Here is a 13,112-nt window from a genome sequence, read left to right on the forward strand (position 1 = left end):
GATGCCTCGTCAGCTGTCCTGCATCTGGAGCTCATCAAGCCCACAGACGACCTAACAAATAGCCCCCCCAGACGGCGGCCAGAAAAAGCTGGGCCGTGAATTGGGCGGCGCTCCCCATATCCTTGGCCTTCTTGGCCAGCGGATGCCATTCCAGCGAAATACGGTCCACCACGTTCTCGATGGCGCTGTTGAGCAGTTCCACCAGCAGGCAAAGCACCAGCGGCACGGCCAGCAGGACGGATTCCGTCCAGTCCCGCCCCAGCCAGCAGGCCAGCGGCAGGCCGATCACGGCCAGCAGGCATATCTGCCGGAAAGCCTCCTCGTCCTGCCAGGCGGCTTTGTAGCCGGCCAGGGAATACCGCGTGGCATTCAGCAGGCGGACCAGTCCCCTCTTTCCCTTCAATTCGTTGCGAGCATCCATACACACCCCCGTTCACAGCTTTGCCGACCCGCCTTGCATGCCTGCAATCACAGTGGTGCCCGGCGGCTTTTCCCTTGTGGCGTTTTGCGCTATGGTGGCCTTCTCATCGGAAGGCCCCGTGCCCTGCCGCCCGACGGCATCAGGACGCAGGCTTTTCCGGGCGCCGGTCTTTCCCGCGATCCCGCCGGGCCGGGGACGAACCGTCGCCGTCCTCCCCAAACACAACCGCGGCATTGCCGCATCGAGGTAGAACCATGTCCCAATCCTTCCATCGCGGCAGACGTTTGCGCTGGACCCCCGAAATCCGCAGCATGGTGCGCGAGACCCCGCCCCTGCTGGCCGAAGACCTCATCATGCCCTACTTTGTGGTGGAGACCGAAGACCAGTCCTTCCGCAAGGAGATCGGCGCCATGCCCGGCCAGTACCAGCTGTCGCTGACCGAGCTGGAAAAGCAGGTGGAAAAGGCCGTGGATGACGGCCTGAAGTCCGTGATCCTCTTCGGCATCCCGGCCGTGAAGGACGAAAAGGCCAGCGGCGCCTATGCCGAAGACGGCATCGTACAGGAAGCCGTGCGTCGCCTCAAGCATCGCTGGCCCTCGCTCTACGTCATCACCGACGTGTGCCTGTGCGAATACATGAGCCACGGCCACTGCGGCATCCTGACCCCCGGCGGTGCGGTGCTCAATGACCCCACCCTGGAACTGCTGGCCAAGACCGCCGTGAGCCATGCCGCCGCCGGTGCCGACATGGTGGCCCCCTCCGACATGATGGACGGCCGCGTGGCCGCCATCCGTCACGCCCTGGACGAATCCGGCCTGGTCATGGTGCCCATCATGTCCTATGCCGTGAAATACGCCTCGGCCTTCTACGGCCCCTTCCGTGAGGCCGCCGAATCCGCCCCGGCCTGCGGCGACCGCAAGAGCTACCAGATGGATCCCGGCAACGCCCGTGAAGCCATCATCGAAGCCCTGGCCGACCTGGACGAAGGCGCCGACTGCCTCATCGTCAAGCCCGCCGGTCCCTACATGGACATCATCCGCCAGGTGCGCGACGCCGTGGACGTGCCCCTGTGCGCCTATCAGGTGAGCGGTGAATACAGCATGATCCGCGCCGCCGGCCTCAACGGCTGGATCAACGAAGAAGCCGTGATGATGGAAAGCCTGCTGGGCATGAAGCGCGCCGGCGCCAAGATGCTCATCACCTACTTCACCGAGACCCTGCTCAAGCAAAGGCTGGTGCGCTGATGCATGACGAGAAGCACATGCCGGGCCATCCCGGCGGCATGGGGGGACACCCCGGCGGCCATCCCGGTGCCGCGGGTGCCCATCCCGGCGGTCATCCCGGGGGCGCGCCCGGCCACAAGATGGTGCGCACCCTTGAGGACGGCACGCCCGCCTGCAAGCTCATCGCCTGGGAAGTGACCCGCTCCTGTAACCTGGCCTGCAAGCACTGCCGCGCCGAGGCCCACCCGGAACCCTATCCGGGCGAGTTCTCCACCGAAGAGGCCAAGGCCCTCATCGACACCTTCCCCCAGGTGGGCAACCCCATCATCATCTTCACCGGCGGCGATCCCATGATGCGCCCCGATGTCTATGAACTGGTGGCCTATGCCCACAACAAGGGGCTGACCTGCGCCTTCTCGCCCAACGGCACCCTGATCACGCCCGAACTGGCCCGCAAGATCAAGGAAGCCGGCGTCAACCGCTGCTCCATCTCCATCGATGGCGCCGACGCCGCCAGCCACGACGAGTTCCGCGGCGTGCCCGGGGCCTTCGAAGCCTCCATGCGCGGCATCGAATACCTCAAGCAGGCCGGAGTGCCCTTCCAGATCAACACCACGGTCACGCGCAACAACCTGCACAGCTTCAAGGACATCTTCAATCTGTGCGAGCGCATCGGCGCGGCCGCCTGGCACATCTTCCTGCTGGTGCCCATGGGCCGGGCCTCCGGCCTGGCCGACCAGGTCATCAGCGCCGAGGAATACGAGGACGTGCTGCACTGGCTCTACGACTTCCGCAAGACCACCAGCATGCACCTCAAGGCCACCTGCGCGCCGCACTACTACCGCATCATGCGCCAGCGCGCCCATGAGGAAGGCGTGGCCGTCACGCCCGAGACCTTCGGCATGGACGCCATGACCCGCGGCTGTCTGGGCGGCACGGGCTTCTGCTTCATCAGCCATACCGGCCAGGTGCAGCCCTGCGGCTATCTGGAACTGAACTGCGGCAATGTGCGCGAGACGCCCTTCCCCGAGATCTGGCGCAACAGCAAGTACTTCCGCCAGTTCCGCGACCAGAAGTGCTACGAAGGCAAGTGCGGCGTGTGCGAGTTCCACAAGGTCTGTGGCGGCTGTCGCGCCCGCGCCTGGAGCATGAACGGCAACCATATGGCCGAAGAGCCCCTGTGCACCTATCAGCCCAAGCGCGCCACGGGCGCAAAGTGAGCGAGCATGACGGACGCCCCTGAATACTGCGGTCCCCACACCACGCAGGAAGCCCTGGACGAGACCGACCGCCGCCTGCTGGACATCATCCAGACGGCCTTTCCCCTGACGCCCCGCCCCTATGCCGACCTGGGCACGCTGCTGGGCATCCCGGAGGAGGAGGCCCTGGAGCGCGTGCGCAGCCTGCGCGAGCGGCGCGTCATCCGCCGCCTGGGTGCCAACTTCCAGTCCGGCAAGCTGGGATTCGTCTCCACCCTCTGCGCGGCCAAGGTGCCCGATGACAAGATGGACGACTTCGTACACGAAGTGAACGCCCGTCCCGGCATCACGCACAACTACCTGCGCGAGCACAACTACAACATCTGGTTCACGCTCATCAGTCCCTCGCGGGAAGACGAGCGCGCCACGCTGGATGACATCACGGCCCGTACGGGCATCCCCATCCTCAACCTGCCCGCCACGCGTTTGTTCAAGATCCGCGTGGACTTCCGCATGCAGGACTGAGACCCGTTCCCGATACTGAGGGGAGGCCGCAAGGCCTCCCCTTTTTTGTCTGATCCTGCCGCCGCTGCCTGCGGCCCTCCGCCGCCCCTCCCTAGGGGCCCCTTGCCCCCTCTTGAGCTCCGCCAAGGCCTGTGCTAACACCTCAGACAAGTTGTTGAAAATTCGTTTCACCTTACGGGCATGCGGATTTCCTGCCGTGCACCTCCCCGGCGCTACCTGAAGGTCCGCCTGCTTTTCTTCTCTTTTTCTTTCGCGATCCTGTCCTAAAATGTCACAGGATCATCACAACCATGCGGCAGTATCCCGGGAACAGCCTCGCGCACAAGGAGAGCGGCATGACCTCCCAGATAGTCCTCAAGTATCCTGAGCAACCCTGCTCGCCCGAAGACATGCAGGACCTTTCCTGCCCCAACCTTTTCCTCAACCGGGAAATCAACTGGCTGGACTTCAACGCCAAGGTTCTGGACGAGGCCCTCTCGCCCCGGCAGCCCCTGCTGGAACAGCTCAAATTCCTTGCCATCTTCTATAACAACCTCGACGAATTCTTCATGGTCCGCGTGGCCAACATCCTGCGCCAGTACCGCAACGGCGCCCCCAACGGCTCGGCCGACCGCATCACGCCGGCCAAGCAGCTGGCCGAGATACGCCGCCGCACCCTGCTGCTGACCTCACGCGCGCAGAGCCACTGGCTCAAGAGCCTGGCCCCGCAATTGCTGGAAAGGGGCGTGCGCATCGTGCGCTACACCGATCTTTCGGAAAAGCAGCGCCGCTTCCTGGACGGCTATTTCCGCAACGAGATCTATCCCGTGCTCACGCCCCAGGCCATCGACCCGGGGCACCCCTTCCCCACCATCTCCACCACCTGCCTCAACTTCATCATCCAGCTGCGCAACCGCGACAACGAATCGCGCTTCGTGCGCCTGAAGTGCCCCAACAACCTCTCGCGCTTCATCTTCATCCCGCGCAACAAGGAGGCCAAGACCTACGCCTCCCTGGGCTTCGACCCCAACGTGCGCGGTGACGACATCGTGCTGCTGGAAGACCTCATGGCCCAGTATCTGGGCCTGCTCTTCCCCGGCCATACGGTGGTCAGCTCCGCCCTGTTCCGCATCACCCGCAACACCGATCTTGAGATCGAAGAGGACGAGGCCGACGACCTGCTGGAAGCCGTGCGCGACCTGGTGGAACAGCGCCGCTTCGGCGACGTGGTGCGGCTGGAGATCGCCCACAAGGCCTCGCGCGAGCTGGTGGACTTTCTGGCCCGGCGCCTGCGCCTGCAACCCTTCCAGATCTACCGCATCAAGGGGCCCATGGGCTTTTCCGAATTCATGACCCTCTATAATGTGGACCGGCCCCAGCTCAAGACGCCCGGCATCCAGGGGCACATCTCGCGCCTGTTCCAGGAAGGCGACATGTTCGGCCACCTGCGCAAGCGGGACGTGGTGCTCTTCCATCCCTACGACAGCTTCAAGGCCGTGCTGGACTTCATCCGCCGCGCCTGCGAGGACCCCAACGTTCTGGCCATCAAGCAGACCCTGTACCGTGCGGGCAACGATTCGCCCATCGTGCGCGCCCTCATCGAGGCCCGGCGCCGCGGCAAACAGGTGGTGGCCGTGGTGGAGCTCAAGGCCCGCTTCGACGAGGAGCGCAACATTACCTGGGCCGAAGAGCTGGAAAAGGAAGGCGTCAACGTGGTCTACGGCTTCATCGGCCTGAAGGTGCACGCCAAGCTCTGCCTGGTGGTGCGCCGCGAAGCCGGGCACATCACGCGCTATGTCCACATCGGCACGGGCAACTACAATGCCTCCACGGCCAAGATCTACACGGACATGGGCCTCATCACCTCCAATGAGGACATCTGCGCCGACGTCACCGACCTGTTCAACGTCATGACCGGCTATGCGGACCGCGACCTGTACCGCAAGCTGCTGGTCTCGCCCCAGGCCATGCGCGGCCCGCTCATGGAGATGATCCGCCGCGAGATCGAGCTGCACAAGCGCTACGGCAACGGCGAGATCATCTTCAAGTGCAACCAGCTGGTGGATGCGGGCATCATCCGCGCCCTGTACCGGGCCTCCATGGCCGGTGTGCGCGTGCGTTTGCAGGTGCGCGGCATCTGCTGTCTGCGCCCCGGCCTGCCGGGCATCAGCGAGAACATCACGGTCACCAGCATCGTGGGCCGCTTCCTGGAGCACTCGCGCATCTACTGGTTCCATGCCAACGGCGAAGACATCATGTACATCGGCAGCGCGGACCTCATGCCGCGCAACCTCGACCACCGCATCGAGGTCCTGACCCCCATCCTCGATCCCGAACTGCGCCGCAAGATCCGCGAGGACATCCTCGAAGTCCACCTGGCGGACAACGTCCAGACCTGGCAGCTGCAGGCCGATGCCACCTATACGCGGCTCAAGCCCTCCAGCAAGGAGGCTGCCGTCAACGCGCAGGAACGCATGATCGCCCAACATATCAGCAGGGACGATATCTGATCCCAAGGAGCTTTCATCATGGCTACCAAAAAACGCCCCGCCGGCAAGACCGGCAGCAGCACCAGCCGCAGCCGGCAGCAGCGCCAGGGGCAGAGCTCTACCACCACCGCCGCTCCCCGCAACGACAGCGCCGAACTTCTCCAGGCTTCCCTGCCCGGCACGGACACGCCGCAGCCCGCTCCCGAAGCCGCCGAAGCGCCTGCCGTGACGCCGGTCGTCGCGGAAGAGGCTGCCCCGGAGCAGCCGAAGGAGTGCGCGGCCGCTGCCCCCGAAGTGCAGGCAGGCTGCCCTGAAGAAACGATGAAGGAGGAAGCGGTCCCCGCCGAAGAGCCCGAACGGGCTCCGGCCGAAGCGCCCGTGACGGCGCAGGAAGCTCCGGCGCCGGACGCCGGAGCGGAGCAGGAAGCCGCCGCTCCCCAAAAGAAAGCCAGGAAAAAGGACAAGGAAGAAAAGAAGGCCAAGACGGGCAAGAAGCGCGTCAAGGTCGCCGGTCCCGAAACGGCCGATGCCGCCCACGACTGGACGCCCCTGCCCTGCGAGGCCCTGCTGGAGCACCTGCTGCCGGGCAGCCCCGAGCTGGAAGCCACCCGCCGTCACGGCCAGCATGTGGCCCATCTGGCGGAACAGCTCTTCGACCAGCTCCAGCCCCTGCACGGTCTGGACGGCCGCTGGCTCTACCGCCTGCGCATCGCCTGCTGCCTGCATGACATCGGCTTCGCTTCCGGGCGCAAGGGCCACCACAAAAAGGGCATGCGCATCGTGGAGCAGGACACCAGCCTGGCCCTGCTGCCCGAAGACCGCTCCCTGGTGGCCCAGCTCGTCCGTTATCACCGCAAGGCCTGGCCCGCCATGCGCCACCGCCGTTTCGCCGCCCTGGGCAAGAAGGACCGCGAGGCCCTGAACAAGGCCGCGGCCCTCATCCGCATGGCCGACGCCCTGGATTACCGCCACATGGAAGCCGTGCGCGACGTGGCCATCGACCTGCAGCCCGGCAAGGTGGTGCTGACCCTGAGCGGCGCCCAGGACTGCGCCCCCGAGCAGGACCGCCTGCTGGTCAAGGGCGATCTGTTCATGCACATCTTTGGCGTGGAGCTGGAGTGCGTATGTCCCATCCTGTAGTCTCGGATCAGGCGGGGCCTGACGGGGAACGCGTCATCGGCATCATCGACCTGGGCAGCAACTCGCTGCGCCTGATGCTGGTGCGCATCCTGCCCGACGGCTCGCACACGGTCCTCAACCAGGTCAAGAACATGGTGCGCCTGGGCGAAGGCGCCTTCGAGACGGGACATCTGCGTGAAGAGAGCATGGCCCGGACCATCAACGTCCTGCGCGGCATGGCCGAGATGTGCGGCGTCTACGGCGCTTCGGAGGTCATCGCCATCGCCACGGCCGCCGTGCGCGACGCGGCCAACGGCCCGGACTTCATGCGCCGGGTCAAGGAAAAGACCGGCATCGACTTCCGCGTGGTCTCCGGCCGCGAAGAGGCCCGCCTCATCTATCTGGGCGTCTCCAGCGGTCTGGCCCATACCGAGAGCCTGCGCCTGTTCATCGACATCGGCGGCGGCAGTACCGAGCTGGTGGTGGGCAATTCCGAGGAATACCGCAACCTCGATTCCCTCAAGATGGGCTGCGTGCGCCTGTCCAACCTCTTCTTCGACAAGGACTCCGGCACCATCTCCGCCAAGCGCTACGCCGCGCTGCAGAACTACATCCGCAACAATGCCCTGCGCTCGTTCCAGCGCATCGCGGACTTCGTCATCGAAGAGGCCGTGGCCAGCTCCGGTACGGCCCAGAACCTGGCCGAGATCGCCGCGGCCCTGGATGCCGAGGATGCCGCGCGCACGGGCCGGGCCCCGCAGGAGTCCCGCGACGTGCTCAGCTACGGCGGCCTGCGCCGGGCCGTCAAGGAGCTCTGCGGCCGCACCCTCAAGGAACGCCGCAGCGTGCCCGGCATCAATCCCAACCGTGCCGACGTCATCGTGGCCGGTGCGGCCATCCTCCAGACCATCATGGAGGACCAGGGCTTCGACAGCGTGCGCATCAGCAACCGCAACCTGCAGAACGGCATCCTGGTGGATTACCTGTCCACCCGCATGCCCCATGCCGACGGCAGCTTCCATCCCGTACGCAAGGAGAGCGTGCTGCATCTGGCGCGGCGCTGCCGCTTCGAGGAACGCCACTCCCGCCATGTGTCGCGCCTGGCCCTGGACCTGTTCGACAGCGCCAAGGCCATGGGCCTGCACGACTCCGGCGACCTGGCCCGCGAGCTGCTGCACTATGCGGCCCTGCTGCACGACATCGGCATCTTCATCTCCTTCTCGCGCCACAATGCCCACAGCCACTACCTGATCCGCAACACCGAGCTGCTGGGCTTCACCCGCCGTGAAGTGGACATCATGGCCGCCCTGACCTACTTCCACCGCAAGCGTCCCTCCAAGAAGGTGCCGCTGTTCATGGAGTTCGATCAGGAGACCCGCGAGGAGATCCGCCTGCTCTCCCTCTTCCTGCTGCTGGCCGAGCGCATGGACAAGAGCCATCGCCAGATCGTGCGCACCGTCCGCTTCGAGGCCCGCAAGGAAGGCGGCCTGCAGCTCTCGCTGCGCGCTCCCGAGGAATGCCCCATCGAGCGGGATCTGGTGCGCGGCAGCGCCAAGCTGGTGCGCAAGGTCTTCCGGCAGGAGATCCCCGTGGAGGTGGTCAGCAGCTTCCGCCGCTGATCCCGCGCATCCCGTCACACGCCATGTCAGGGGCCCCGCACGACGCGGGGCCTTTTTTCACAGGAGCGAACGCCAACCGTCATGGCTTTGCCATGCCCCGGGGCGCGGGCCGGTGTATCCTGCCGGGAAATCATCCCCCGGAGGTCTTGCCCATGGACGACGCCCAGCATTCCCTGCAACGCAAACTGGAACAGGAACGGCGGCACCTGGCCTGCCTGTGCGCCGGATTCGCCCTGCCCCACGGCCACGGTGACGAGGCGGACAACGCCCGCGACGAGATGGCGGAGCTGCTGGCCTGGAGCCACGCCAATCTGTGCGCGGCGCGCATCCGTGCCCTGGAGGGCCTGCTGGGCGACCTGCGGTGCAGCGGCCGCCGCCTGTGCATGGACTGCGGCGAAGAGATCCCCCTGTCCCGGCTGCTGGCCGTGCCATGCCCCAAAGACCTGCCACAGGGAGCGGGAAGGAGCGGAGGTTTCCTTCCCGCTTTTTCCCTTGCGAGAAGGCCGTGACAGAGGACACGCGGCAACGGTGCAAGGGAGCGGGGCATGATTATCCGGATATGCGGCACGCGGCGTGCTGCTCCGGGGCGCAGCCCGTACGGATGAAGGCCCGTATGGGTATCAGGAAGCCACCGGTAACGCCGGGGACAGTCCCGCGAACGGGACAAAGACAGGACGAAGGAAAAGGCGGGGAAAGAAGGAGGAGGAAGAGCGGGAAGGCCCGCCCGATGGAAGGTGCCCCCGGGCGGCTGCCGCAAATGCGCGTCCGGCAAAAGCCCATAACGAAAAAAGGCTTGCAACTTTCGCTGCAAGCCTTTGGATTCCCTGGTGCCGAGGGACAGAATTGAACTGCCGACACGGGGATTTTCAGTCCCCTGCTCTACCAACTGAGCTACCTCGGCGTGAGGTGGTGTTGTTCGTCACAACAAAAATGCTTGTACAGATTTCCCTCCGACTTGGCAAGCATTTTTTTTCGTTTTTTGCCAAAAACTTGAAATTTTTTTGTCCAGCCTCCATACTGTTCCTGTCAGGACAGGCATTCTCCCTATATTTTCAGGCTGTTGCAGGCACATTTTTTTGTGCGCCCTGTCCGCGCCCCTCATCCCCACAGGATACCCATGGCCTTCCGCCCTTCTCTGCCTCCCTTCATCCTGGAATCCGCGGCCCTGCGCAGTCAGAGCGCCTGGACGCTCATGGCCCAGGCCCTGCTCACGGGCCTTGTCTCCGGCGGGGTCATCGGCCTGTTCCGCTGGCTCTATACCATCATCAATGGTGCCGTCCGGGCCCATATGGCCGGGCAGGATCCCTTCGCACCGGCCACGCTGGCCCTGATGGCCGCCGGGCTGCTGCTCATGGCCCTGACGGCCGGGCTGCTCCTGCGCTACGAGCCCCTCATCGGCGGCAGCGGCATCCCGCAGGTGGAACTCATCGCGGCTGGAAAGCTGCCGCCCATGCGCTGGGCGCGGGTGCTCTGGTGCAAGTTCGTGGCCACCCTGGCCGCGCTCAGCGCCGGTCTTTCCGTGGGACGCGAGGGCCCCTGCATCATGATGGGCGCCACCGTGGGCGCGGGCGTGGGCTATATGTGGCACGACCGCTGCCGCGCCAACCGGCCCCGCTATCTGGTGGGCGGCGGCGTGGCGGGCATGACCGCCGCCTTCGGCGCGCCTGTGGCCGGCATGTTCTTCGCCTTCGAAGAGATGAAGACCCCGCTCACCCTGCCCATGCTGCTCTTCACCAGCCTTTCGGCCCTGTCGGCCTGGTTCATGGTGGACGTGGTGCTGGACTTCGGCCTGGTCTTCCCCTTCGCCCGGCTGCCCGGCCTGCACTGGAGCCAGTACTGGCTGCCCCTGCTGGCCGGCATGTCCTGCGGCCTGCTGGGGGCCGTGTACAATGCGGGCATGATCCGCCTGTTGCTCTGGCAGGACAGGGCCCGCTGGCTGCCCGGGCCCGTGCGCATCGTCTTCCCCTTTGTCTGCTGCGGCGTGCTGCTGCTCGTCTGGCCGGAGATCACGGGCAACATGGGCCTGACCACCCTGCAGCTGGAGCACCTGCGCCTGCCCGCCCTCGCCCTGGCACTGCTGCTAGCGGGCAAGATCGCCTTTTCCTGCGTGAGCTTCGCCTCGGGGGTTTCCGGCGGCATCCTCATGCCCATCCTGCTGGCGGGCAGCATGGCCGGCGCCCTGCTGGCCGCGCCCCTGCGCGACGCCGGGCTGGTGGCCCCGGAACAGACGGCCACCCTGCTGGTGCTGGGCATGGCGGGCCTGTTCTCCGCCTCGGTGCGCACGCCCCTCACCGGGGCCGCCCTGGTCATGGAGATGTGCGGCGGGTTCCATCTGGCCCCGGCCGTGCTGCTGGCCGCCTTCGCCGCGGCCTTCACGGCCAACGCCTTGCATTCGACGCCTGTTTACGACAGTCTCAAGGAACGTATCCTGGACCAGCGTCGCCGGCGCCGGGCCGCCGCTTCCCCCACCGAGGAGAGATCATGACCCGCCTGTTCCCCTGCCTCGTCCTGCTGCTGTGCTGCCTTGCGGCCTGCACGTCCCGCAACGTCCCCGACAAAGCCGGATATACGCCCGTGGCCGCGCCCTGGACATGCGCCACCTATCTGGACAGCGGCGAGAACGCCCTCACGCCCGTGCTGATGCTGGACGGCTGGGCCGCCGCCCGCACACAGCAGGTGCGCCTCGGCACGGCGGGGACCGACGCCCTGCTGGATCACCTGGAAGCCTGGTGCCCCACCCATCGCGAGGAGAAACTGGCCGACGTCATCCTGGCCTGGCGCCGCCGGCACGCCGACAGGGGCAGGATGCTGCCCGCCGTGAGCTGTGCGGGCTGGTACGCCCCGGCCACGCGGCCCATCACGGGCAACGAGCAGCAGCTGGCCCTTTCCCTCTGGCTGGCGGGCCATGCCCTGGGGCGGGCCGGTCTGGAGGTCCCTTTGCAGGACCAGCAGCGCCTCGACCGCATCTTCGCCCTGTTCGACAGCGGCGAGAGCCCCCTGCACCAGTACTGCCGCCGCGATCCCGATGCCCTCGTGCTCCACGGGCTCACGGCCGTGGGCCTGGAAGAGGCGGCGCGCCCCGCTGGTGCGGCAAAGGCGGACGCGCCTAAAAACTACAAGTAACATTTTGATATAATTGTAAAAATAAAATAGTGCTTGCAAATATGGTTCAGGTTGCGTAAACAACTGTCCCAAATAAAATTCTACAAGGCGAGGCCGTATGACTCGTAAAGACCGTACCGAAGGCATCTACAGCCGCCGTGAAGTGCTCGACGAAAGCGAACGCCGTCAATATTGCCTGATCCAGCTCAAGGACCTGCTCTCCTACGCCTACCGCTACTCCGAAGACGTCAAAAAACGCTTCGACCGCGCGCAGTTCAACGTGGAGAAGTTCAAGACCCTGTCCGATATCAAGCACATCCCCATCCTCAAGAAAAAGGAACTCATCTTCCTGCAGTCCATGGGCCCGCGTCTGGGCGGTCTGCTGACCAAGGACATCGGGGATCTGAAGCGCATCTTCCTCTCCCCCGGACCCATCTTCGACCCCGAAGACCGTGGCGAAGACTACTGGGGCTACACCGAAGCCTTCTATTCCGTGGGCTTCCGTCCCGGTGATGCCGTGCAGAACACCTTCAACTATCAGCTGACCCCGGCCGGCCTGATGTTCGAAGAGCCCCTGCGCAACCTGGGCTGTGCGGTCATCCCCGCCGGTCCCACCGATGCCTCCACCCAGCTGGACATCATGCAAAAGCTGCGCGTCTCCGGCTATGTGGGCACGCCCAGCTTCCTCATGCACCTGGCCCAGAAGGCCGAGGAAAAGGGCCTGAACCTGCGCAAGGACCTCTTCCTCGAAGTGGCCTTCGTCACCGGTGAGCGCCTGTCCGAAAAGATGCGCTCCCAGATGGAAAAGAAGTACGACCTCATCATGCGCCAGGGCTACGGCACCGCCGACGTGGGCTGCATCGGCTACGAATGCTTCCACAAGACCGGCCTGCACATCGCCAACCGCTGCTATGTGGAGATCTGCCATCCCGACACCGGCATCCCGCTGAAGGACGGCGAAGTGGGCGAGATCGTGGTCACGGCCTTCAACAAGACCTATCCGCTCATCCGTCTGGCCACGGGCGACCTGTCGTACATCGACCGCAGCCCCTGCGCCTGCGGCCGTACCAGCCCGCGCCTGGGCAACATCGTGGGCCGCGTGGACACCACCGCCCGCATCATGGGCATGTTCGTCTACCCGCATCAGGTGGAACAGGTCATGAGCCGCTTCGAAGAAGTGAAGCGTTGGCAGATCGAAGTCACCAACCCCGGCGGCATCGACGAGATGACCCTGTTCATCGAGACCAGCGGCTTCAAGCGCGAGGAAGAACTGCTCCACCAGTTCCGCGAAAAGATCAAGCTGCGTCCCGAACTCAAGATCCTGGCGCCGGGCAGCCTGCCCCCGCAGATCCGTCCCATCGAGGACAAGCGTCACTGGGATTAACCCCGTCATGGAGGCCCGGCCCCTGCGCCGGGCCTTTTTGCCCTGTGCCGGT

General features: G+C 65.3%; 11 protein-coding genes and 1 tRNA gene. 10 read left to right on the plus strand and 2 right to left on the minus strand.

Features of this window, described 5'->3' with window-relative positions; genetic code table 11:
• Positions 1 to 34: 34 nt before the first annotated feature.
• A complete protein-coding gene (locus tag Q4I12_RS03170; RefSeq protein ID WP_297158410.1) occupies positions 35 to 421 on the minus strand; it encodes a diacylglycerol kinase in 387 nt (128 codons plus the stop codon).
• A gap of 254 nt (positions 422 to 675) precedes the next feature.
• Between Q4I12_RS03170 and hemB the strand changes: the two genes are divergently transcribed.
• The 7 genes from hemB to Q4I12_RS03205 all read left to right on the plus strand — a co-directional run bounded on the left by hemB (position 676) and on the right by Q4I12_RS03205 (position 9,083).
• A complete protein-coding gene (hemB, locus tag Q4I12_RS03175) occupies positions 676 to 1,665 on the plus strand; it encodes a porphobilinogen synthase (protein WP_289616388.1) in 990 nt (329 codons plus the stop codon).
• Positions 1,665 to 2,864, plus strand: a complete 1,200-nt coding sequence (gene ahbD / locus Q4I12_RS03180; RefSeq protein ID WP_204625706.1) for a heme b synthase — start codon at positions 1,665 to 1,667, stop codon at positions 2,862 to 2,864. Before hemB ends, ahbD begins: the two co-directional genes overlap by 1 nt.
• A gap of 6 nt (positions 2,865 to 2,870) precedes the next feature.
• Positions 2,871 to 3,368 carry a siroheme decarboxylase subunit alpha gene (gene ahbA, locus Q4I12_RS03185; protein WP_302260542.1) on the plus strand — a complete coding sequence of 166 codons (498 nt, stop codon included), beginning with the start codon at positions 2,871 to 2,873 and terminating at the stop codon, positions 3,366 to 3,368.
• Between the two features lie 335 nt (positions 3,369 to 3,703).
• Positions 3,704 to 5,857: a polyphosphate kinase 1 gene (gene ppk1 / locus Q4I12_RS03190; protein ID WP_302260544.1), complete on the plus strand. Its 2,154-nt coding sequence runs from the start codon at positions 3,704 to 3,706 to the stop codon at positions 5,855 to 5,857.
• 18 nt (positions 5,858 to 5,875) lie between these two features.
• Positions 5,876 to 6,976 carry an HD domain-containing protein gene (locus Q4I12_RS03195; protein ID WP_297137310.1) on the plus strand — a complete coding sequence of 367 codons (1,101 nt, stop codon included), beginning with the start codon at positions 5,876 to 5,878 and terminating at the stop codon, positions 6,974 to 6,976.
• Positions 6,961 to 8,574 carry a Ppx/GppA phosphatase family protein gene (locus Q4I12_RS03200; RefSeq protein ID WP_297158404.1) on the plus strand — a complete coding sequence of 538 codons (1,614 nt, stop codon included), beginning with the start codon at positions 6,961 to 6,963 and terminating at the stop codon, positions 8,572 to 8,574. Before Q4I12_RS03195 ends, Q4I12_RS03200 begins: the two co-directional genes overlap by 16 nt.
• Before the next feature lie 152 nt (positions 8,575 to 8,726).
• The gene (locus Q4I12_RS03205; RefSeq protein WP_302260546.1) at positions 8,727 to 9,083 is read left to right on the plus strand and encodes a TraR/DksA C4-type zinc finger protein; all 357 of its coding nucleotides are present in this window, start codon (positions 8,727 to 8,729) and stop codon (positions 9,081 to 9,083) included.
• A gap of 316 nt (positions 9,084 to 9,399) precedes the next feature.
• Here Q4I12_RS03205 and Q4I12_RS03210 read toward each other — a convergent pair.
• Positions 9,400 to 9,475: transfer RNA gene (locus Q4I12_RS03210), tRNA-Phe, on the minus strand.
• Positions 9,476 to 9,691: 216 nt separating this feature from the next.
• Between Q4I12_RS03210 and Q4I12_RS03215 the strand changes: the two genes are divergently transcribed.
• From Q4I12_RS03215 to Q4I12_RS03225, 3 genes are all read left to right on the plus strand, one after another.
• On the plus strand, positions 9,692 to 11,059 hold the full coding sequence (locus Q4I12_RS03215) for a chloride channel protein (RefSeq protein WP_204625700.1): 1,368 nt from the start codon (positions 9,692 to 9,694) through the stop codon (positions 11,057 to 11,059).
• The gene (locus Q4I12_RS03220; protein WP_297160309.1) at positions 11,056 to 11,697 is read left to right on the plus strand and encodes a hypothetical protein; all 642 of its coding nucleotides are present in this window, start codon (positions 11,056 to 11,058) and stop codon (positions 11,695 to 11,697) included. Before Q4I12_RS03215 ends, Q4I12_RS03220 begins: the two co-directional genes overlap by 4 nt.
• 97 nt (positions 11,698 to 11,794) lie before the next feature.
• Positions 11,795 to 13,060: a phenylacetate--CoA ligase family protein gene (locus Q4I12_RS03225; RefSeq protein WP_072335280.1), complete on the plus strand. Its 1,266-nt coding sequence runs from the start codon at positions 11,795 to 11,797 to the stop codon at positions 13,058 to 13,060.
• Positions 13,061 to 13,112: the final 52 nt, after the last annotated feature.

It is taken from the genome of Desulfovibrio piger (genome assembly GCF_951793255.1).
Taxonomy (GTDB): Bacteria; Desulfobacterota; Desulfovibrionia; order Desulfovibrionales; family Desulfovibrionaceae; genus Desulfovibrio.